Raw genomic sequence first — 20053 nt, 5'->3', positions numbered from 1 at the left:
GGATCGGTGTGGGGACAACCCCAGATGTGTGGTTTGCGGGGACCGGGGTGGGGCAAGGTAGGCTGTCCACTCATGCCAGGGCGCATAGCTCAGCGGTAGAGCGCTGCTCTTACAAAGCAGATGTCGGCGGTTCGAACCCGTCTGCGCCCACCGGGCTTGACCAGGACAGGAGCCCCGTACCAAGATCGGTACGGGGTTCCTGTGCTGTTGAATGGGAGCGAAACGGGAGACCCACTTCGTGGGCTAGCTCACAGCCCTCAACCCAACTCGGCGGCCGCGCCGCCATCGCGCTTCCAGGCACTCAAGGCGATGCCGTCGCATCTCGGGCGTCACGTGCTCGTAGGTGCCCTCGATGTCCTTCGGGACCCAGCCCATGGTCACGAAGCGCAGGGCCCGGTCCACCCAGTCCTCAGACCTGGTCCATCCCCACCAGCAGCACCCGCTACATCGGACCCTTCCCCGTCCGACTCTTCGGCACCACGCTACTCCTCGACGTCGACCACACCGAACTCAAGCTCTCCGCCTACACCCTCCCCCTCGTCACCTGACCCCCGGGGGCCGACTCCTCCTCCCCCCCCCCCCCGGGGGACCCCCACCCGGGGGACCTACCCGGAGGGGAGCACGATGCCCACCGCCCCACCCAGCCGGTGCAGCGAGCACGGCTGCACCAAGCTCACCATCAACGGACGATGCGACGCCAACACCCGCAAGTCGTGGGCCAACCGGTCAGCAGCCTGGGGCGCAGGCAGCACCCGCAAGCACCGCCGATGGCGCGCCGAGCGCCTGGCCGACGAGCCCGAATGCCGGCGCTGCGGCGCCACCAAGGACCTGCAGGTCGACCACATCGTCCCGCTGTCCGAAGGCGGATCACGCTGGGACCCGGCCAACGCCCAGACCCTCTGCGCCACGTGCCACGAGATCGAGAGCGCCGAGGACCGGTGCCGCCGTACCCGCGACCACTACCTCACCACCTGACCGGACACGTCCGGACCCGATCCGGACACCCATCCGGAGCCGGACAGACACCCTGCCCAACCCTCTGACCTTGCAGAAACACGGACCTCCGCATCGTCGCAGGTCAGAGGAGGTAGGGGAGTCGGAATCGCCAAAACGGGCATCCCGGACAGCACCGCGGTCAAGTCGGAAGACGCGCGCTCAACCGGTGTACCCCTCCTGGGGCGACTCCCTGTGCGAGGTGTCTGCTGGTGGCGCGGATCAGCCGTGGGTTAGCCAGAAGATGCCCCCAAAGAGGAGCAGCATGAGGAAGCTGACAACCCCTCCGACGCCGGGCCTGCGCCGCTTGAGGGCGCACCAGGTGAGCATCGCCAACGCTGGGATCCATCCGCATGCATACACGATCCAGCCTGTCAGCTCGGCTTCATCGCCTCTCACGGCGTTGAAGCAGATGAAGGCGGCTGTAATGAACAAAGCGGGCGAGCCCCAGATGTTGTCCGAGACTGTCTGTTCCCTCGTCTTTTTCAACTGTGCAGCTCCAGGTCAGGGAGCTGTGATGCCCCCGTGCCCGGGGGCATCACAGCGTCAAGCGGTCTTACATACCGGAGAGGTAGCGGACCAGCTCGATCATGGCCTCACCGGGCAGGGCCTGGAGCGTCCACTTGACCGGGTTCCAGTCGGAGAGCCCGTCGACCCAGTCCTTGAAGGCGTTCGCGCCCTTCTTGGCGGCGTTCACGGCGCCCTTGAAGAGCCCGGGGGACTTCTTCAGGAGCGCGATGATCGCGTCGATCTTGCCGCCGACGATCTGCTGGCCCTCACCGGCGTTGGCGGCGGCCGTCAGGGCGGCGAGCTCCGCAGCGGAGATGCTGGCCTCGCCATTGGTGGCGGACCGCGGGTTCGCCGCCTTGAGTGCGGCCAGCTGCGCCTCGGAGATGGCCACCGTGGACACGCTGGCCGTATTGCGGTGGGCTTCCACGGCGTTGGCAGCCGGAATGGCCACGCCGAGCGAGACGGCTGCTATCGCCGTCGCGGCAGCTATTCTCAGGGACTTGCGGTTCATGTAGTCTTACCTCCGTTGAAGGGTGTCCGCGCCCTTGCGAGGGTCGCCAAATCCAGCTGGGGCGCGGTCACTTGATGGAGCAGTAAGGGCAATTGTTGTGCACCGAGGTTTCTGGGCCCCTCGCTCCAAGGGTAGTTGGCGCCTGTTTGTGCAGTGACGCCAGCGAGGCCGCGTCGAAATCGTCGTTCGAGTTGTAGTCAAGACTACGTCTCGCACCCTCGTTGTTCTCTCGCGAGCCAATATCCCGCTTGAGCACTAAACAGCCCCCCGGCTTGCCCTTTTGCTGAGTGCGTGACGAACCTATGCCATTCATTGATCAAAGGGCAAGAAAATCAAGGGGATTGGCTAATTAGTCATGCTGTTGGACGGCAAGTACCCATTTGACCAGCGAGTTTGGCGGGTAAGGGCCTGATCGACATGGCCGCTTCTCGATGCTGTACGTCGGCGTGGGCGCGTTGTCTGCCTTGACATACGCTAAGCATTGCATAAACGACTGATTTCCCGTCTGGCGTGTCGCCTCAAGCACTCGCGGGAACTGGGGCTAATTGGCGATGACGGCCCCCGATACCTGTCGCCGAACCGGCCGCAAGGGTGCTCGATGTGGGAGGTCAGGGTCAGTTCAATGCCGAGGCGATCGCTTTTAGCCATAGCTGCGGTGTTCCTCTCTACAAACCTTGCGCTTCTTCAAACTGTCAGCCCCCCGTCTCCGACTACTTGGTCCAGGAGCGCTGATGTTGAGCGCGGTCGGGAGATGTGTGATGCCTTCTCTCAAGCCGCGCCCAGCCGGTCTGAAACTGATCGAGGGCCGGGCGCCGGGCCGGGACTCCGGCGGACGCCCGGTGAAGCAGGCGCCGACGTTCCGCAGGCTGCCACCGGAGCCGCCAGCATGGCTGCCGGAGGAGGCTCGGGCAGAGTGGGAGCGCGTGGTGCCGGAGCTGGCGCGGCTGGAGCTGCTGAAGCCGGTGGTGGACCGGTCGGCGCTGACGGCGTACTGCCTGTGCTGGGACCGGCTGGTGCAGGCTCAGCGTGAGCTGGCGGAGGATGGCTCAGTGCTATCGATGAACTCGCAGGGGCGGGTACGCCATCCGGCAGTGGCGGTGATCGAGGCGGCGTCGAAGGAGCTGCGCGCATGGGCGGGTGAGTTCGGGCTGACGCCGTCCGCCAGGCGAGGATGGGCCGTCAGGAGGCGGACGATGGCGACGAGGCGAACCCGTTCGCGGGATCTGGCTGACCGTCGGCATCAGCCCCGAGGTCGCGTGGTACCTGGAGGACCGGGGCATCCCGCTTCCCGACTGCCCGCCGAAGGTGCCGTGGGTAGAGCACACTCCCAGCCCCATGCCCCTGCTCAACGGTCGCGACGTAGGCCGACACCTTCAGGTGGCATTCAGCAGCCTGCCGCGCGAAGGGGCACGCCCGTGAGCATCCACCTGACGACCGGGACCAGCATGTCAGCAGTGCGTTCCACCACCGGCCAGGACCAATGGCTCCTACACCGGGAACCTCACCCGTCGGCAGCCCTTGAGCAGTGGCGAAGGGGCATGCCCACCCCCATCCGAATCGGCGCTCACTTCGACCTCGTATCCATCCCCGCGGCAAGGGTTCGAAGCGCCATCGCCGGCATCAAGGACGGCCCAGCCGCCGAGCGCCTGTTCCGGGAAGCGGGCATCGACCACGGGGTGATCGTGACCCGCAGCCGCGAATGCCTCTCCGTCCTCGTGCCGCCCGGCACAGCCCTCAACTGGCCCCGCCAGTAAGCCAAACGCTACGGCTCGATCTACCGGACCGATCGCCTGGTCGTGCCGCCCCCGAGCCGCATGGGGCCGCCCGGCGCCTACTGGCTCCTGCCGGCACCAGCCAGCTCCGAGGAACTCTGCACTGTCGACGCGGTACAGCAGCTGATTGCAGCGTCGAAGGGTGTGTCTCGGTGACCACCTTTCGCCCAACGCCACAAGACCATCCGGGATGCGGTAGAACGCCCGCCACTGACGGGCGGGCGGCTTGGCTTCTCGCCGCTGAGCCGGAGTACAGCCAGTCGATCGCCCTGGAGTGCTGGGGCTGGGTCGGCAACGCCTTGGTGAAGACCGGCCGCCTGTTCGACGCCATTTACATGCGGGCGGCCCTGCTGGGCATCGAGCAGGTCGCGGAGGTGACTGAGCCTCCGCCTGGCTCCGTGCAGCGCCTCCTGGCGGCCGGCCTCACCCACTCCGTGATCGTCACTCGGGCCGGCAGACGGTACACCTTCCTCGTCTCGCCGGGTACGGCGAGCACCTGGCACGTGCCCGGGACTGTCGCCGTGGGCCCGCATGACGTCGAGAGCTCGGTCGCCCTCCCAGCACCGCAGCGGACGACACCGCCCGGCGCGTACTGATCCTGCCGCCGCCGGAGGGGCCCGAGATGCTTTGCAATCCGGAGGCGATCCGGCGGCTGGTCGAGGGTGCGCGATGAACCGCTGGTGCGCCTGGCACAAGGGAACGACGCGCAGCGCAGTCGTGGTCGACGTCATCGTGGGTGACCAAGTGGCCGGGTCCGTCTACGCCTGCCCTGTATGCGTCCGCCAGCATGGGCTCACGCCGCTAACCGTGTCGAAGGCGGTGGTACCGGATGCCGGCGCCGGCGAGCAGCCCATGTCGGATCCTCGGCGGCGTGATCTGTAGCACCTGTTGTGGCGCTTTCAACTTGTCGCCGGATAGGTTCCCTGCACCCTCCACGTCAAGACCGTTCTATCCACTGGTGCCGTGCGGCGCCATCACAACGTGCCGAAGCACCGTAAGGGACGGCCCCCCTCGCAGGGGCTTCGGCACTGCGCCCCTGGCTCCGGGAGCCAGGGGCGCTTCCTTGGTGTTGACCTGCGAGGACTGTGGGTGGATGTGGGAGCGAAATGGGAGCGGGGGAGTGCGCTGAAGGGTCCTGAAAGGGCGTGAAGAGTCGCACCCGGGTGCGAAGCGTCACTTGAGTTCGCAGGTCAACCGGTCCATGGGGCACGGACAAGCACCTTTGTATCCTCTGAGCCTGCTATTACAAGCAGATGTCGGCGGTTCAAATCCGTCTGTGCCCACCAACACGAAGGCCCCCAGCCGATCACGGCTGGGGGCCTTTTCCGTGCCTGCGGGCCGGTGGGCTGCGGTCAGCGGCCGGTGGGGAGGTTGGCACCGCCCGTGCAGTCGAGGACGACGCCGGTGACGAAGGTGTTGGCGGCCAGCATGTGGATGGCCCGGGCCACGTCCTCGGGGCGGCCGACCCGGCCCGCCGGGGTCGTGGCGGCCAGCCCCTCGAACAACGCCTCGCGCTGCGCGTCCGGTACGCGCTCCCACCAGGGCGTGTCGATGACGCCGGGGGAGACGGCGTTGACGCGCAGCGGCGCGAGCTCCACGGCCAGCGGAGGGACCATCGCCGCCAAGGCCCCGTTGATGGCGGCCAGTCCGGCGGTGCCGGGGAAGGCGGCGCCGGCGGAGGCCGCGGTGATCAGCGTGACCGAGCCGTCCTTGCGCAGGTGCGGCAGGGCGGCCTGCAGGATGCGTACGTGCGGCCAGAACTTGCCGTCGAACCCGGCAGCCAGCTCGTCCAGGTCGAGCCCGGCGAACGGGCCGCTGCCCGCGCTGCCGCTGACGGCTATCACCAGGTGGTCGATCGTGCCCGCGCCGGCGAAGAAGGCGTCGACGGCGGACGGGTCGGTGGCGTCCATCCGGTGGCCGGCGGCCTTGCCGCCTATCCGGGCGACGGCCGCTTCCAGCCGCTCCCGGCCTCGGCCGGTGACGAGGACCTCGGCACCGTCGGCGGCGAAGGCCGCGGCGGCGGACTCGCCGATGCCGGAGCTGCCGCCCATCACGACGACCCGCTGCCCGCTGAAAACAGTCATGCTGATGCTTCCCCCTTGACGAGACTGTCGGTTCCGACAAGAGCCTTTACCGGAACCGCTAGTCTCGTCAAGGATCTTCCGGAACCGCAGAGCCCAAGGCAGGAGCGCCCCATGGACGCGATCGAGCACCGCCCGCACACCGGGCGCCGCCGCAACGAGGCCGCGCGCCGCGCCATCCTGGACGCCGCCCTGCGCCTGCTGGCCGAAAGCGACGGTGCGCCCGTCACCGTCGACGCCATCGCCCGAGCCGCAGGCGTCGGCAAGCAGACCGTCTACCGGTGGTGGCCCTCCAAGGGCGCGGTCCTGCTGGACGCCCTCACCGATCGCGCCGGACGCGAGGTGCCCGCACCGGACACCGGCTCCCTGCGCGAGGACGTGCGCACCCTGATCACCGCCACCTTCGCCGCCGCGCAGAGCGCGGCCACGGCTCCCGCACTGCAGGCCCTCGTACGCGAAGCCGCCCGGGACCCCCACCTCGCCGACATGATGCGCACGTTCACCACCGCCCGCCGCAGCGCCATGCGCGACGTCCTCGACCGCGGCCGGCAGCGCGGCGAACTCCCCGGCCACGCCGACCTCGACCTCATCACCGACCAGATCTACGGCCTGTTCTGGTACCGCTTCCTCGTCGGCCACGCCCCCCTCGACGCGGCAACGGCCGGCCGCCTCACGGAAGCCGTCCTGCCCGTCCTGCCGCCCGAAGTGTAAGGTGTCAGCTCAGCCAGGGATCATTACATCGTGGGGGATGGGCATGGCGGACGCGGGAATCGGCGAGCTTGTGCAGGCGTGGATCGACGGCTGGGTCGTCTCGCGCGGCGCGGCGGACCCGGTCGAGGAGACCTGGGGCTGGAGCATCGACGTCGGGCAGACCCGGCACCTGTGGCGCCACGTGGTACCCCGGCCCGACGAAATGACGGTCCGTAAGCTTGCCGACGGCACCACCGCACCCTGGACCTGGCTGAAGCTGTTCGCCGAAGGCGACGAGGTCCGGCCGTGGGTCGGACCGGGGTGGCGGTTCGAGCAGACCGGCTTCCTGATGACCTGCCCGCTGCAGGCCGAACGGCCCGCCGTGCCGGCCGGGTACCGGGTGACCACCTGGACCCGCGGCGACGTCGTCCGCGTCCTCGTCCGCAACACCGACGGCCACTACGCCGCCCGCGGCCAGATCGCCCACGGCTCGGGCTCCGCCGCCGTCGCGGACCAGATAGAGACCGCCCCCGAGCACCGGCGCCAAGGGCTGGGCGGCCTCGTGATGCGGACCCTGCAGAACGCCGCGTACGAGGCCGGAGCCCGCACCGGCGTCCTGGTCGGCACGACCGAGGGCCGGCATTTGTACACCTCGCTGGGCTGGACCACCCACGCCCCGATGGCAAGCCTCTGGTACGAGCCCCAGGCCGCCGCGTGAGATCGGTCCGTACCCTTCCTGACGAACGGGGGAGCCTGAAACCGGCCGTTGTCAGTGGGTCGGTGCATCATCGCCCCATGACACCGAGCACCGACGCCACCGCCCACGCGCTGCACGCGCTGGCCCACGAGCACCTGCCCGCCGACATCGCCGAGCGATGGATCGGTCTGCTGCGGCCGAGCGCGGGGCTGCGGGCGGCCGGCGGCGCCGAATCCGTCGTCGGCCGGCTCGGCGGGTTGCCGCAGTTGCCCGAGGGGGTGCAGTGGCCGGTGTGGGAGAGGCACGGGGCGCTCACCTTCATCGGCTCCGTCGACTGCGCCGCGCTGCCCGGCGCCGCCCTCGACATCCCGCTGCCCGCGGACGGCACGCTCGCCTTCTTCTACTTCGACGGACAGCTCGACGACGGCCGGGCACTGGTCAGGCCGAACGATGCGGCCACGTGGGCGGGGGCGCGCGTGCTGTACGTACCGGCGGGCGTGCCCGTCACCGAACGGGCGGCGCCCGCGGGGATACGGCCGTACCGCGAGGTGCCGCTGACGGCGCACGTGGAGACGACGGCGCCGTACGAGTGGCACCCGGTCGTCTACCGCGAGTTCGACCCGATGGACGACGACCACCCGCTGTGGGGCGAGGACTTCCGGGAGGACCTCTACGAGCGCGTCGACGTCAGCAAGCACCGCATCGGCGGCCACGCGAGCCCCGACCAGGACGACGTCGAGACCGAGGTCGCCCACGGCGCCCTGGGCAGCCCGCCGAGGAACGACCCGCGCCTGGAGGACGAGGCGCTGCGCTGGGTGCTGCTCGCCCAGTTCGGCAGCGACGACGACGCCGGGATGATGTGGGGCGACCTCGGCACCCTCTACTGGCTCATACGCCCCGAGGACCTGGCCGCACGCCGCTTCGACCGCGCGATGTTCACCTGGCAGTGCGGCTGAGCCGTGCGCGCATCAGGCGCCCACGGCGCCATCGACGCCCTCGCGCAGGAAATCCGCGTGCCCGTTGTGGCGGCCGTACTCCAGGAGCACGTGCACCATCACCATCCGCAGTGACACCTCCTCGCCCCACCGCGGCTGGTATCCGGTGACGTCCAGGGATGCCGCCTCCCGCTCGACGCGGCGTGAGGTGTCCACCTCGGCCTCCCAGGCGGCGAAGGCCTCGGCCCTGGTGGACGCGCTCGCGTCGTACGCCGCCTGGAAGTCGCCCTCGTCGGACCAGACCAGGGGCACGTCGTTGTCCTCGAACACGCGACGGAACCACGTGCGCTCCACCTCTGCCATGTGCCGCACCAGCCCCAGCAGCGACAGCGTGGACGGCGGCATCGACCGCTGCCGCAACTCCTCGTCGGTGAGCCCCTCGCACTTCATGGCGAGGGTCGCCCGGTGGTAGTCGAGGAAGGCCCGGAGCGTCTCCCGCTCACTGCCGGAACGGGGCGGGCCTATGCGGTTGTCGTCGCTGCTCACTGGCGGTGCTCCTCATCCGTGCCGGTAACCGGGGCGGTATCCGGGGTCAGTATCCGCCCCCGCCGCCCGCAGCCCGCGCAGGGCCTCGCCCCGGCAGTGGTCCCCGGCCCGTCCGGCGCCGGCAGCAGCCAGTACGCCCCCGGGGGCTCCGCGCGGTGGGGAGGCGGTACGGCGACGTACTCGCTCCGCCCGCCCCGGCCCAGGCACGCCGTGCCGGGCACGTCCCAGTTCCGGTGCGTACCGGGCGCCACGAGCACGCCGTACCGCTCACGAGTACGGGAGACCATAACCCCCGCCTCGATCCCGGCCGCCCGGAAGCGCTCGCGTACGGCGTGGTCGTCCTTGATGCCGCCGACGCATCCGCGCACGAGCGCGGCGGGCAGGTGCACCACCTCGAAGTGCACCCCGACTCGCACGGCGGCGGCCAGCCCGTGTGCCCACGCCTCGCGCGCGTCGCGCGGGTGGGTCTCGCGGGCGAGCAGCCAGCGGGCCGCCTGGGCGGCGTTTTCCTCGGCGGTCGGGGACATGTCGGTGCTCCAATCCGGTGGGGAAGCAGGAGCGTGGCCGCTCCATCGGCTGAGCACCTACATTCGTCCTCCGGAACGGGCGTTCCTACTGCGTTCCGGGGACGTTGGGCACGGAGTCGGAGTACGTTGCCGAACGTTCCCGACGTCCCAGGGGGTATCCGTGAACGAAGCGCTGCGCCGCGCCATGGCGCAGACCCGGCTGACCGACAGACAGTTGGCCGAGCGGTGCGGCGTCGACGTCAAGACGGTTGGCCGCTGGATCACCCAGGCGGGCCGGGTTCCGCACGCCCGGCACCGGTGGGCGGTCTGTGAGGCGGTCGGAGAGGACGAGGCCGTGCTGTGGCCGACAGCAGCGAAGAAGGCGATCAAGGTCGGGCCCGACCGTGAAGTCGTTGCCGTCTATCCCTTCCGCTCGGCCTGCCCGTCGTCGTTGTGGCGCTCGCTGATCACCAAGGCGGAGCAGCAGCTGACCTTCGCCGGGTACACGAACTACTTCCTCTGGTTCGAGCAGGCACGGTTCGGAACGGCCCTGCGCCGCAAGGCGGCGCAGGGGTGCCGCGTCCGGTTCCTGCTCGGTCACCCCGAGGGAGAACTGACCCGGACCCGGGAGCGCGAAGAAGGGGTCGCGCTGACCCTGTCCACCCGCATCCGGGTGACGCTCGCCGAGCTGGAGAAGATCAAGGAGCAGGCCGGCATCGACGCGAGGTACAGCGACGGGCATGCGTACCTCTCCGTGTTCCGCTTCGACGACGACATGATCGTCACGCCCTTGCTGACCCACCACGTGGGCCATGACGCCCCCACCCTTCACCTGCGCCGGCACCAGGACGACGGCATGTTCGACCGCTTCGCCTCGCACGTCGAGGAGCTGTGGAAGCGGGGCACTCCGGTATGGGAAGGAGACCGCGATGAGTAGGCGGGACTACGAGGACGACCCGGACGCACCGGCCGCCAACAGCCTCGTGCCGGCCGCCTCCGCGGTCGTCGTCGACGAGGGCGGACGCATTCTGCTTCAGCGCAGGCGCGACAACGGCATGTGGGCGCTCCCCGGTGGGGCGATGCACATCGGTGAGTCCCTCCCGGACTGTGCCGTGCGGGAGACCAAGGAGGAGACGGGGATCGACGTCGAGATCGTCGGTCTCGTCGGCACCTACAGCAATCCCCGCCACGTCTTCGCCTACGACGACGGCGAGGTACGGCAGGAGTTCTCCGTGTGCTTCCTCGCCCGCCCCCTGACGGGGCAGCTTGCGGTGTCCGAGGAGTCCACCGACGTGCGCTGGTTCGCCCCCGCCGAGGTCGACGCGCTGCCGATGGTCGCCGGTGTCCGCAGGCGCGTCGACGATTGGCGCTCCGGCGCCATGCCGGCCACCCGCTAGCCGCCGGGGCCGCGGCGTCCGCCGTCACTCCCCGCGGCGCTCCGCGCCTTCCGTCCCCTCCCCGAAGGTCTGTCGCAGGCGGCGGCGGGCGTAGCGGACCGTGGAGCGGACGCCGGCCTCGGTTATGCCGAGGATGCGCGCGGTTTCCTTCGTGCTGAAGCACAGGCCGAAGCGCAGCAGCATGACGTCGCGCTGGCGGTCGGGCAGGGCGCTCAGGGCCTGGTAGAGGGTGAGGGATTCGACGAGGGCGTCGATGGGGTCGTCGGCCTCGCGTAGGGCGGTGGTCTCGAAGGCGGCGACGTCGGCGACGACCGCGCGGCGGCCGCGGGCGCGGGCGAGGTCGGTGGTGCGGTTCTTCACGACGCGCCAGGCGTACGCCTCGGGCACGGGTTGCCGCAGGACGGTGGGCCAGCCGAGCAGGAGTTGTTCGAAGGCGAGGTCGACGGCCTCCTCGGCGTCCGCGCGGGAGTCGAGGTGGAGTTCGGCCCAGCGGACGTACGGTCCGCGGTAGAGCCGGTGGAACGCGTGGAAGTCGGCCGGAATCCCGGGCGGATCGGCGGGGGTGGCGGTGCGGGTGGTGGGGCGGTGGTGCTCCTCGCTCACCTGACGTCCCCCTCGACGGTCATGTGGCGTGCGAGTTCCGTGAGTTCCGCGTTCACGTGCTGCTCGGATCCCTCCGTTTGCTGCCGGCGGTGCCTCCCCGCGCGAGCACCGGAGAGCGGGTGTGTGCTCTCTGCCCTCAGTAGCGTTCCGGAGGGCCCAATCGTGCATTCGAGGCGCGATGGTTTTCACGGAGCGCGACGCCGTGGTTACGCCGGCCCGCCCGGTGGGGGCGTCAAGGGCCGCGCATGCGGCCGGCCATGCCGTCCCAGAAGTGGTGCAGTTCGGGGACGCGCATGCCGACCCAGTTGGGTGTTTTCCTGCTGTGCCCTCGTGGGAAGTGGCGTCGTACGCGCCCCGGCAACAGGGCCTGTTGCTGGCGGCAGAACGGTTCGCGGAGCTCGGCGCGGAGCTCGGTGCCGCGGGGCGGGTAGGGGCAGAACTGGAAGGGGCAGCTGTGGGGGCTGCAGGAGGAGCCCGGTGTCGGTGAGCCGGATGTGGTGACCTTCAGGTCGGGGTGGAGTGGCTCGCGGTTGGCGGTGATGCAGGGGGGAAGCTGCAGGTGCGGTTGCTGCGAGCGGCTCAGCCGTTCCTCGACCTCGTCGGGTTGGCCGTCGCGCTCGATGAGGTTCACCATGACCAGAACGTCGGCGACGAGGCGCTGCGCGCGTCCGTCGAGGCTGCTCCAGCCGATCGAGGGTGGGATCCACAGGTTGTGCTTGCGGTACAGCTGTGGACCGCTGTTGCGTGAGCCGATGTTGTCGGCGACGCCTTTCTCGTCGATCCAGATGAACCGTTCCGGTCTCTTCGTCTCCAGGGCGAGCGTCACCAGATCGGCCGTCTCGGCGACGAACGGGTGCAGTGGCCGGCGTGCCGCGGCGCCGTTTCCGCCGGAAGGCACGGTCGGCGCATGTGCCGTACCGGCCATGGACAGCCAGCGCTCCACCGTCTGGATCGCGGTCGTCGGTGGTGCGTGCGTCTCGTGATGGCCCCGCTTGCGGACGGCCGGGCCGTCGGGAATCTCCCACAGGCACAGCGCCTGGAGCAAAGTGAGCTGCGCGTACCAGCACCGGCTCTGCTGGAGCATGGTCTCCGCCTGCCGGACGAGGTCCTTGCGGCCACCTGAGTACGCGAAGGGGTGACGCTCGCGCCGGTTGGCAGCGAACTTGAACCCTTGGGCCATCGCGTTCTCGACGGACAGCATCAGGTCGGGAGCGCCGGGGTGGTTCGGATCGAGGTGGCGCAGCCATTTCGTCATCCGGCTGCGGGCCTCCTCGCGGCGCTCGTCGCTCACCGAGCCGAGGAGCATGGGGAGCATCCAGGCGCGCATGACGAACTCCCGCCACAGTCGCGCTCGCTGGTCGCGGTATTCCTGGAGGATTTCGGTCCGTGTTCTGTTCAGCTCGTTCTCTTCCGCGGTGCGCTCGGGTGATTTCGGTTTCTGCGACGTCAGCTGCAGTGCGAGCGCCCATTCGTCGAGCCGTTTCCGCTTCTTCTCCTTGAACAGTTCGACCTGGTCCTCGTATTCACCGACGGGGTCGAGATTGATGTCGTTGATTCTCTTCCGGATCACGGCGAACGCCGAGTCGCCACCGTCACCGACTTCCTGCGCGACCGCGAGACGAATGGCGTGGGAGGGGTCGCCGATGCCCAGTTCGAGGAGGTCCACGTACATTGGTGTGGTGGTGATCCTGCGGTTGCCGGTGCCGTTCATCTTGCCGTCGGCCGTGCGCAGGGCAGCGCCCAGTCGCCTGACGACGCGGAGCTTTGCGTCGTCGAGCGTCCGGCTGTCTCCCTTGATGTCGCCCCAGCGGCTCCTGAGGGTGGAGACGATGGCCCTCAGTCGCTCCGGCGGATTCCGTACGCTCTCGATCTCCAGGGCGGCTGCATAGAGTTCGAAGGCCTTGGGGTCCTCGCGCTGCTCCGCGAGCAGACAGAGCCGCTGTGCGAGTGACCGGCCGAAGACGGGATCCCAGTACCGTTTGCGCAGGTCCTTCTTCACCACGGTCATCACCCCGGGTTCTTCCGGGGATAGCGACTTGGCTGCACGCAGGCGGGAGACATTGCCGCATTTGCCGTACCGGTCGAAACGGCGCCGCATGGTCCACAGGTGTTCGGCTTCGATGCCCGCCCATTTCGCCGGGGAGGCGTGCAGGTGCCGGCCCTGGAGCTCGGCGACTGCGACCTCCAGCTTGTCCTGGAGGAGTCCCACGCAGGCCAGTGCGGAGACCACCTCGATCGCATCCCGGCGGTCCGGCTCCGACCTGACGACGTCGACCCGCAGTCGGCCCTCGACCAGCGCCTTCTCCCAGGTCTCCAGCAGCCACAGCCGCAGGGTGGAGCGGTCACGGCTGCGGGTGTCGAGCGGTCGGCCGTCCGTGTGCCCTTCGCGCCCGAGGTAGCCGCTCTTGCTGAGCTCCCTCGCGATGTGAAGGTAGATCGGGGATTCGGTCACCTCGGCCGTTTCGACGATCCAGTCGAGACGGCGCTCGTCCGCTTCCGGTGTCCGCGCCTGCACGAAATCCAGTGCTGCTTCCTCGCTCAGGGGCTCCAGCTCGATGATCGCGGCCCGCGTCACCTCCAGGGCGGTGTGCGGCCGTGAGGCGATGACCAGGGGCAGATTCCTGTCATCGGCCGTCTCGATCGCCCGGGCGATGATGTCGTCCCGGTTCTCCTGGAGGCTCTCGTCCAGCAGCGCCTCCTCCAGCCCGTCGGCGATGACGACCGGTTTGTCGTCCGCCAGCAGCTGCTGCCAGACCCGCTCGGTCTTGGTGCGGGCGAGAATCCCCTGGGGGGCCGCGTCGAGGAAGCGCTGCTTGGCCATTTCCTCGAAATTCAGGTCCGGCTCGCCGGCGGCGTCCCTGAGGCGTACAGGAACGGGGACGGCACCCTGCCGGGCCAGCAGCTGGGTGAGCTGTACCAGCACCGCGGTCTTTCCGGTGCCCACTCCGCCGACCAGCAGGTACGGCCTGCGGGTGGTGCGATCGCGCAGTCGCTGGGCGATCACCTGGGCGATCTCCTGCCGTCCCACGACCTCGGCGGTGTTCGGTCCCGCCGTGGGGACCAGTTCGTGAGGTTTCCTGCGGGCTTTCCTGAGGTACCGCCGCTTCGTCCAGCCGTACCACCAGAACAAGAAGATCGCGGTCGCGAGTCCGACAATGAGGAACGGGCCGACGAAGCGGACGACGGTGGCGAATCCCGTGTTGTCCTTCTGCCACTTCTCGAACCAGGTCGGCCTGCCCCGGACCATGATGAAAAGGCCCTCGCCAAACCAGGCGACGACGATGATCGAGGCAATCACGCACAACGCACGGATGCCATTGGTGTACGTGATCCAGCGGCGCCACTTCCTGGGCCGTATCGCGTCCTCCCGCGCCTCCCACCGCACGGTCAGCCAGTGCCAGAAGGCGAGCGCGTACCACCGCACCCGGCTCAGCGTCCGGCGCAGGAACAGGCTCGCCATGGGGGCATTGGCGGGGCGTTTTCTGCCCGGCGGGTGACGGATAAGTTTGGTCATCCCTTCCCTCCTCCGAGCGTGACGCCTGCTGCGGGAACGGGGCCCCTTCCAACAGGGGCTTCTTCCATCGAACCCACCCCACCGGCCTGATGCAATCCGGCTTCCGGCTTCCCGCCGCCGGTCCGCCGGTCCGCCGGTCATGCCGGCAGGGGCAGGGGGCTGTCGTGGGCGGCGAGCCAGGCGCGGTACGGGGGGCTGGCGGCGGCCGCGTCGCAGTAGGCGGCCGTGAGGTCGGCGAAGAGGGCGTCGACGTCGTGCAGGGGCAGGGAGCCGGAGCGCGAGGCGAGGGAGAGCTGGACGGTGAGGGGGTCGCCGGCCAGCGGGCGGACGACGGTGGCGCCGTCGGGCCGGGGCGTGGCGGTGGGCTGGCAGGGGCGTACGGCTTCGCCGGAGGCGACGAGGTCGGTGGCGGTGGCGGTGTCGCGGACGTGGACGAGGCGGGGGTCGAGGCCGGTCGTGGTGAAGGCGCGGCGCAGGGCGGCGGCCTCGTCGTCGGCGGTGGGGTCGACGATCCAGGGTTCGTGGGCGAGGTCGGCGAGGTGGGCGACGGGTCTTCGGGCGGCGGGGTGGCCGGCGGCCAGTTCGACGAAGCGCGGTTCGCGGGCGACGAGGACGCGGCGTTCGACGCCGGGCGGTACGTGCAGGGGAAAGCCGGCGGTCTCGTGGACGAAGGCGACGTCGAGCTGGTTGGTGGCGAGGAGTTGCAGGAGCGTGTTGGAGGAGACGTCTATGTGGATGGTGGTGTCGGTCTCCGGCAGGCGGCGGTGGATGCGGCGCAGCCAGCCGGCCACGGCGCGGCTGCCGATGCTGCCGATGCGCAGGCGCAATCCGCCGACTCCCAGGGCGGCTTCGCGGGCGGCGGCGACGAGGGCGGCCATCTCGGCGACGATGGGCCGGGCGCGGGTCAGGACGCTGTGGCCGAGCGGTGTGGGGCGGCTGCCGTGCTGCCCGCGGGTGAACAGCGTGCCGCCGACGGTGGATTCGATGCGGCGCAGCTGGGTGGTCAGGGAGGGCTGGGTCATGCCGAGCTGCACCGCGGCCTTCCGCACGCTGCCGGTGTCCGCGATGGCGCAAAGTGCACGGAGGTGCCGGACCTCGAGCTCCATTCCGGGAGCATATCGAGCGCCTCGTACGTCACACCAGACACATCCAGGACGGAGGAGGTGGTGGGTGACGGGTGGGCGGCGAAGTGGTGGCGGAGGATAGGCGATTGGATGGCGTTATGGCCAACTGGCATCATCCGCACCATTGATAACTCGTCAGAAACTCAGGGGGAACACGAGTTCACCCGGTGAGCCCCGCCCGCCGTTCCCACCACGGCGGCAGCAGCGGGCTCTCGGCACGAATGGAGTCCCCCACATGAAACCCTCCACGATGGTGCTCTCCGCCGCGCTCGGCATCGGCCTCGCGGCGACGCTCACCGCCGTTCCCGCCTCCGCCGCCTCGGTGCCGCAGACGCTGGACGGGCAGCACTACTCGCGCTCGGCGTATGTCGGCTCGAAGGCCGAGGAGGCCAACAACAAGGCCTTCTTCGAGGCCGTGATGAAGTCGGCGCAGGCCAAGCAGGCCGCCTCGCCGGGCCTGAAGACCGTCACCGTCACCTACGACGCCAGCAACGCGCCGAGCTTCGCGACGGAGATAGCCAACAGCGCCCGCATCTGGAACGGCTCGGTGCGCAACGTCCAGCTGCGCGCCGGCAGCAACGCCGACTTCAGATACTACGAGGGCAACGACTCGCGCGGCTCGTACGCCAGCACCGACGGCCACGGCCGCGGGTACGTCTTCCTCGACTACCAGCAGAACGAGCAGTACGACTCCACGCGCGTGACCGCGCACGAGACCGGTCACGTGCTGGGGCTGCCGGACCACTACTCCGGTCCGTGCAGCGAGCTGATGTCCGGTGGCGGCCCCGGCCCCTCCTGCACCAACCCGTACCCGAACTCGGCCGAGCGCAGCCGCGTCAACCAGCTGTGGGCGAACGGCCTGAGCGCCTTCGCCAAGGACGGCAAGAACGGCGTCTTCACCACGGCCCGCTGAGCGGTCACGGAAGCGACGGTGGCCCGGTTCCGCAGGGAACCGGGCCACCGGTGCGTCATGGGCGAGGGGTCAGGACGACGCCTCCGCCTCCTGCGGGCGGCGCATCAGGAACGCCGCCCCCGCGCCGGCCGCGAACAGGGCCAGGGCGGAGACGGCCGTGCTCAGCCAGCTCGCGCCGAGCCACTGGCCGCCGAAGTAGCCGAGGCAGACGCTGTAGGCCGCCCAGGTCAGGCCGGCCAGGGCCGACCAGGGCAGGAACTCGGCCACCCGGCGGTGCATCACGCCCGCGCCGATGCTGACCACCGAGCGGCCGGCGGGCGCGAAGCGGGCGACGACGACGAGCGGGCCGCCGCCGCGCAGCAGGGCCGTGCCCAGGCGGGCCTGGGCGGCGGTGAGCCGGCGGGAGCGGGCGATGGCGCGATCGAAGCGGTCGCCGCCGCGCCAGGCGACGCGGTAGGCCATCATGTCGCCGAGCACGGAGGCGGTGGCGGCGCACATCACGAGCGCGAAGACGTCGGGGAAGCCGGAGTGCGCGTGCACGGCCGTGGCCTCGCCGACCGCGCCCGCGGCGGAGCCGGCGGCGGCGGTGGCCGCGGCGATCACCAGGACTCCGCTGGGCAGGACCGGCAGGAAGACGTCCAGGAGGACGGACACGGCGACGATCACATATATCCACGGGGTGCCGGCCAAGGCCCCCAACTGCTCCAGCACGTCCTTCACTCCCGGTACGGTCCCCCGCCGCGACGTCGCAGGGGAGCGGCAGGGGCGGCCTTGACAACCGTACAGCGTACGCGGAGACGTGCCGGAAAGTGCGCTCGGGGTCGGTTTTGTCACGCGAGTCACGTACTGCCCGCACCGCCCCGGGCGTCACAGGAGTGGGCGTCAGCCCCGCGAGCCCCGGCCGAAGAGGCGGTCCAGCGACAGCGCGCCCGGGCCGGTGAAGACCAGCAGCAGGAACGCCCAGCAGAACATCGCCGAGGACTCGCCGCCGTTCTGGATCGGCCACAGGGCCACGCTCTGGTGCACGTCGAAGTACGCGTACGCCATGGAGCCGGAGGCTATGAAGGCCGCGCTGCGGGTGCCGACACCCAGCAGGACGAGCACGCCGGCGACGAGCTGGATGACGGCCGCGTACCAGCCGGGCCAGGTGCCCGCCGGGATCGAGCCGCCGTGCGTGCCGACCGCACCGCCCAGGACGCCGAAGAGGGAGGCGGCGCCGTGGCAGGCGAAGAGCAGGCCCACGACGATCCGGAACAGGGACAGGACATAGGGCCGGGCGGCGTCGACGCGCGCGGTCAGGGTGGCGGCGGGCATGGCGGAGCTCCTCGTGATCTTCGGGGACGGTGGAACGACGAGGGCTACAGGTTAGGGAGACCTAATAGTACTTGCAAGTTCAAGTTTTTGATTTTTTCATTACGGACGGCGAAGGGCGGCCCCCCTGCCGGGAGCCGCCCTGCCTGCGGCGCTGTGCGGCGACGCTCGTCGGTCGGACGGCGCTCGTCGGTCAGCAGCCGCCCAGGATGCCGGCGAGGGCGTTCTTCTCGGCGGCGTCGACGGTGAGCTTGTAGTCGTACTTCACCGACACCCACATGCGCGCGTACTCGCACTGGTAGGACTTCAGCGGCGGCAGCCACTGCGCCGGGTCCTTGTCGCCCTTCGCCTGGTTGACGCGGTCGGTGACCGCGATCAGCTGCGGACGCGTGAGGTCGTTGGCGAACGCCTGGCGCTGCGCGGTGGTCCACTTGTTCGCGCCCGAGCGCCACGCCTGGGCGAGCGGCACCACGTGGTCGATGTCGATGTCCTGGGCGTCGTGCCAGGTGGCGCCGTCGTACGGCGAGTACCAGGTGCCCGAGACGGCCGCGCACCGCTCGTCCTGCTCCACGTCCTCGCCGTCGCGCTGCAGCACGACCTCGCGGGTGTTGCACTGCCCGTGCTGGGTGATCCAGTGCGGGAACTTCGCCCGGCTGTAGCCGTCCATCGAGCCCTCCGCCTGGACGGTCAGCTTGGCCAGTTCGGCGCGGGCGGTCGCGGCGTCCGGCGGGGTGGGCGGCGCGGCCTGCGCCGCGGGGCCGTTCAGGACGAGGGAGCCGACGAGGGCGGCGAGCCCCGCGGCGACCGCCGTACGACGCGCGTAGACGCTCTGCTTGCCGAGGGGGAGGCGCGGTCCGGGCATGGGAACTCCCTTGGGAATGGTGGGGGTGCGGGCCGTCGAAGCGCGGCCAGGATCGCGGCGACGGATGGCAGGGGGGTGGTCGCCAGATGACAGGATGGCGACGGGGTCATGTCAAAGCAAGGGTTTGCGGACGTGAGATGTAAGCGGAACGCAAACTTCAGGACGGTGGCCCCGGCCCGCCTGACACGCCGCCAGCTCACCACCGGGGCAAGGATGTTCGCCGCGCTTAGGGTGGCCGCGTGCTCGCCGCCGACACCCTGTTGCCCGCCAACACCACCCTCGGTGTGGTGCTCGCCGCGCTGCTGCTGGTCGCCGTCACCGTCGCGGCCCGCGCCCGCCTCGCCGACTCCCACGAACACGGCTACGCCCGCGCCATCGCCCTCGCCGGCGTGCGCGCCGCCGTTCAGCTGGCCGTCGTCTCCCTCGCCATCGGCTGGGTCGTAAGGGCCCTGCCGCTGCTCCTCGGCTTCCTCGCGCTGATGTTCGCCGTCGCCGTCCGCACCGCCGGACGCCGCATCACCCCCAACGGCACCTGGTGGTGGGCGGCCGCACCCATCGGCGCCGGCGTGCTGCCCGTCGTGGCCGTCCTGCTGCTGACCGGCCTCGTCCCCCTCAAGGGCGTCGCCCTCATCCCCGTCACCGGCATCCTCATCGGCAACGCCCTCACCGCCACCGTGCTGGGCGGCCGGCGCGCCCTCGACGAGCTGCGCACCCGGCACGGCGAGGTCGAGGCCGGCCTCGCCCTCGGACTCCTGCCCCGCGAGGCCCGACTGGAGATCGCCCGGCCCGCCGCCTCCGACGCCCTGCTGCCCGGCCTCGACCAGACCCGCACCGTGGGCCTCGTCACCCTGCCGGGCGCCTTCGTCGGCATGCTGCTCGGCGGCGCCTCACCGGTGCAGGCGGGCGTCGTCCAGCTCTTCGTGCTGGTCGCCCTCATGGCCGTGCAGGCCGTCGCCGTCACCGTCGTCCTGGAACTCGTCGCGTGCGGCATCCTCCACCGATCCCGTACGCTGGGAGCAGCAGAAGGGGAGTAGCTCTTCGCCGGACCGTCGACATACTGCCGAGCCTCAGCGCCCGGCCGGCGCCCG

20 protein-coding genes, 2 tRNA genes and 1 pseudogene are annotated in these 20053 nt (G+C 70.1%); 13 read left to right on the top strand and 10 right to left on the bottom strand.

What is annotated here, in order from left to right:
- Positions 1-78: 78 nt before the first annotated feature.
- A tRNA-Val gene (locus AC27L3_RS10150) sits at positions 79-150 on the top strand.
- Positions 151-624: 474 nt separating this feature from the next.
- Positions 625-975, top strand: a complete 351-nt coding sequence (locus AC27L3_RS10145; protein ID WP_487233664.1) for an HNH endonuclease — start codon at positions 625-627, stop codon at positions 973-975.
- Positions 976-1549: 574 nt separating this feature from the next.
- On the opposite strand, the gene AC27L3_RS10140 is transcribed toward AC27L3_RS10145, so the two are convergent.
- Entirely contained in the window at positions 1550-2014 is a 465-nt protein-coding gene (locus AC27L3_RS10140) for a hypothetical protein (RefSeq protein WP_487233663.1), read from the bottom strand.
- A gap of 731 nt (positions 2015-2745) precedes the next feature.
- On the opposite strand from AC27L3_RS10140, the pseudogene AC27L3_RS10135 reads away from it, so the two are divergent.
- The 4 genes and pseudogenes from AC27L3_RS10135 to AC27L3_RS10120 all read left to right on the top strand — a co-directional run.
- Positions 2746-3135: pseudogene (locus AC27L3_RS10135) on the top strand (phage terminase small subunit P27 family); the annotation flags it as partial.
- Between the two features lie 294 nt (positions 3136-3429).
- A complete protein-coding gene (locus AC27L3_RS10130) occupies positions 3430-3768 on the top strand; it encodes a hypothetical protein (RefSeq protein ID WP_487233886.1) in 339 nt (112 codons plus the stop codon).
- 170 nt (positions 3769-3938) lie between these two features.
- Positions 3939-4382: a hypothetical protein gene (locus tag AC27L3_RS10125; RefSeq protein ID WP_487233662.1), complete on the top strand. Its 444-nt coding sequence runs from the start codon at positions 3939-3941 to the stop codon at positions 4380-4382.
- Positions 4383-4990: 608 nt separating this feature from the next.
- Positions 4991-5072: transfer RNA gene (locus tag AC27L3_RS10120), tRNA-OTHER, on the top strand.
- A 66-nt stretch (positions 5073-5138) separates the two neighbouring features.
- Here the strand turns inward: AC27L3_RS10120 and AC27L3_RS10115 are convergent.
- Positions 5139-5870: an SDR family oxidoreductase gene (locus AC27L3_RS10115; protein ID WP_487233661.1), complete on the bottom strand. Its 732-nt coding sequence runs from the start codon at positions 5868-5870 to the stop codon at positions 5139-5141.
- Between the two features lie 111 nt (positions 5871-5981).
- On the opposite strand from AC27L3_RS10115, the gene AC27L3_RS10110 reads away from it, so the two are divergent.
- From AC27L3_RS10110 to AC27L3_RS10100, 3 genes are all read left to right on the top strand, one after another.
- Positions 5982-6578: a TetR/AcrR family transcriptional regulator gene (locus AC27L3_RS10110; protein WP_487233660.1), complete on the top strand. Its 597-nt coding sequence runs from the start codon at positions 5982-5984 to the stop codon at positions 6576-6578.
- A gap of 43 nt (positions 6579-6621) precedes the next feature.
- Complete coding sequence (locus AC27L3_RS10105; RefSeq protein WP_487233659.1) at positions 6622-7275, top strand: GNAT family N-acetyltransferase; 654 nt, start codon at positions 6622-6624, stop codon at positions 7273-7275.
- Positions 7276-7352: 77 nt separating this feature from the next.
- Positions 7353-8210, top strand: coding sequence for a YwqG family protein (locus AC27L3_RS10100; protein ID WP_487233658.1), 858 nt, complete (start codon positions 7353-7355; stop codon positions 8208-8210).
- 12 nt (positions 8211-8222) lie between these two features.
- Here the strand turns inward: AC27L3_RS10100 and AC27L3_RS10095 are convergent, their stop codons facing one another.
- Together AC27L3_RS10095 and AC27L3_RS10090 are read right to left on the bottom strand one after the other, a co-directional pair.
- A complete protein-coding gene (locus AC27L3_RS10095; RefSeq protein ID WP_487233657.1) occupies positions 8223-8735 on the bottom strand; it encodes a DinB family protein in 513 nt (170 codons plus the stop codon).
- Entirely contained in the window at positions 8732-9262 is a 531-nt protein-coding gene (locus tag AC27L3_RS10090) for a hypothetical protein (protein ID WP_487233656.1), read from the bottom strand. The genes AC27L3_RS10095 and AC27L3_RS10090 overlap by 4 nt, the downstream gene beginning before the upstream one ends.
- A gap of 160 nt (positions 9263-9422) precedes the next feature.
- Between AC27L3_RS10090 and AC27L3_RS10085 the strand changes: the two genes are divergently transcribed.
- Both AC27L3_RS10085 and AC27L3_RS10080 read left to right on the top strand, forming a co-directional pair.
- Positions 9423-10178 carry a DUF5919 domain-containing protein gene (locus tag AC27L3_RS10085; protein WP_487233655.1) on the top strand — a complete coding sequence of 252 codons (756 nt, stop codon included), beginning with the start codon at positions 9423-9425 and terminating at the stop codon, positions 10176-10178.
- Positions 10171-10638, top strand: coding sequence for an NUDIX domain-containing protein (locus AC27L3_RS10080; RefSeq protein WP_487233654.1), 468 nt, complete (start codon positions 10171-10173; stop codon positions 10636-10638). Before AC27L3_RS10085 ends, AC27L3_RS10080 begins: the two co-directional genes overlap by 8 nt.
- 24 nt (positions 10639-10662) lie before the next feature.
- Here the strand turns inward: AC27L3_RS10080 and AC27L3_RS10075 are convergent, their stop codons facing one another.
- The 3 genes from AC27L3_RS10075 to AC27L3_RS10065 all read right to left on the bottom strand — a co-directional run bounded on the left by AC27L3_RS10075 (position 10663) and on the right by AC27L3_RS10065 (position 15861).
- Positions 10663-11241, bottom strand: coding sequence for an RNA polymerase sigma factor (locus AC27L3_RS10075; RefSeq protein WP_487233653.1), 579 nt, complete (start codon positions 11239-11241; stop codon positions 10663-10665).
- A gap of 232 nt (positions 11242-11473) precedes the next feature.
- Positions 11474-14896: an NACHT domain-containing protein gene (locus AC27L3_RS10070; RefSeq protein WP_487233652.1), complete on the bottom strand. Its 3423-nt coding sequence runs from the start codon at positions 14894-14896 to the stop codon at positions 11474-11476.
- Positions 14893-15861 (bottom strand): LysR family transcriptional regulator, encoded by a 969-nt coding sequence (locus AC27L3_RS10065; protein ID WP_487233651.1) that lies wholly within the window; start codon positions 15859-15861, stop codon positions 14893-14895. The genes AC27L3_RS10070 and AC27L3_RS10065 overlap by 4 nt, the downstream gene beginning before the upstream one ends.
- Positions 15862-16114: 253 nt before the next feature.
- Here AC27L3_RS10065 and snpA point away from each other — a divergent pair, with 253 nt between their 5' ends.
- Positions 16115-16792, top strand: coding sequence for a snapalysin (gene snpA / locus AC27L3_RS10060; RefSeq protein WP_487233650.1), 678 nt, complete (start codon positions 16115-16117; stop codon positions 16790-16792).
- Positions 16793-16861: 69 nt separating this feature from the next.
- Here the strand turns inward: snpA and AC27L3_RS10055 are convergent, their stop codons facing one another.
- The 3 genes from AC27L3_RS10055 to AC27L3_RS10045 all read right to left on the bottom strand — a co-directional run bounded on the left by AC27L3_RS10055 (position 16862) and on the right by AC27L3_RS10045 (position 18965).
- Positions 16862-17503 (bottom strand): DedA family protein, encoded by a 642-nt coding sequence (locus tag AC27L3_RS10055; RefSeq protein WP_365965556.1) that lies wholly within the window; start codon positions 17501-17503, stop codon positions 16862-16864.
- 171 nt (positions 17504-17674) lie between these two features.
- Entirely contained in the window at positions 17675-18106 is a 432-nt protein-coding gene (locus AC27L3_RS10050; protein WP_487233649.1) for a DoxX family protein, read from the bottom strand.
- A gap of 190 nt (positions 18107-18296) precedes the next feature.
- On the bottom strand, positions 18297-18965 hold the full coding sequence (locus AC27L3_RS10045) for an HNH endonuclease family protein (protein WP_487233648.1): 669 nt from the start codon (positions 18963-18965) through the stop codon (positions 18297-18299).
- 239 nt (positions 18966-19204) lie between these two features.
- On the opposite strand from AC27L3_RS10045, the gene AC27L3_RS10040 reads away from it, so the two are divergent.
- A complete protein-coding gene (locus tag AC27L3_RS10040) occupies positions 19205-19999 on the top strand; it encodes an ABC transporter permease (RefSeq protein WP_487233647.1) in 795 nt (264 codons plus the stop codon).
- Positions 20000-20053: the final 54 nt, after the last annotated feature.

It is taken from the genome of Streptomyces sp. PKA51 (genome assembly GCF_057552455.1).
This window is presented reverse-complemented; position numbering and strand designations above follow the sequence as displayed.

What these genes read in the sequence shown, in the direction of transcription:
- AC27L3_RS10110 (WP_487233660.1), top strand. Translation starts at nt 5,982, where the DNA reads ATGGACGCGATCGAGCACCGCCCGCACACCGGGCGCCGCCGCAACGAG.
- AC27L3_RS10080 (WP_487233654.1), top strand. Translation starts at nt 10,171, where the DNA reads ATGAGTAGGCGGGACTACGAGGACGACCCGGACGCACCGGCCGCCAAC.
- AC27L3_RS10145 (WP_487233664.1), top strand. Translation starts at nt 625, where the DNA reads ATGCCCACCGCCCCACCCAGCCGGTGCAGCGAGCACGGCTGCACCAAG.
- AC27L3_RS10070 (WP_487233652.1), bottom strand. Translation starts at nt 14,896, where the DNA reads ATGACCGGCGGACCGGCGGACCGGCGGCGGGAAGCCGGAAGCCGGATT.
- AC27L3_RS10105 (WP_487233659.1), top strand. Translation starts at nt 6,622, where the DNA reads ATGGCGGACGCGGGAATCGGCGAGCTTGTGCAGGCGTGGATCGACGGC.
- AC27L3_RS10115 (WP_487233661.1), bottom strand. Translation starts at nt 5,870, where the DNA reads ATGACTGTTTTCAGCGGGCAGCGGGTCGTCGTGATGGGCGGCAGCTCC.
- AC27L3_RS10050 (WP_487233649.1), bottom strand. Translation starts at nt 18,106, where the DNA reads ATGCCCGCCGCCACCCTGACCGCGCGCGTCGACGCCGCCCGGCCCTAT.
- snpA (WP_487233650.1), top strand. Translation starts at nt 16,115, where the DNA reads ATGAAACCCTCCACGATGGTGCTCTCCGCCGCGCTCGGCATCGGCCTC.
- AC27L3_RS10140 (WP_487233663.1), bottom strand. Translation starts at nt 2,014, where the DNA reads ATGAACCGCAAGTCCCTGAGAATAGCTGCCGCGACGGCGATAGCAGCC.
- AC27L3_RS10100 (WP_487233658.1), top strand. Translation starts at nt 7,353, where the DNA reads ATGACACCGAGCACCGACGCCACCGCCCACGCGCTGCACGCGCTGGCC.
- AC27L3_RS10045 (WP_487233648.1), bottom strand. Translation starts at nt 18,965, where the DNA reads ATGCCCGGACCGCGCCTCCCCCTCGGCAAGCAGAGCGTCTACGCGCGT.
- AC27L3_RS10090 (WP_487233656.1), bottom strand. Translation starts at nt 9,262, where the DNA reads ATGTCCCCGACCGCCGAGGAAAACGCCGCCCAGGCGGCCCGCTGGCTG.
- AC27L3_RS10065 (WP_487233651.1), bottom strand. Translation starts at nt 15,861, where the DNA reads ATGGAGCTCGAGGTCCGGCACCTCCGTGCACTTTGCGCCATCGCGGAC.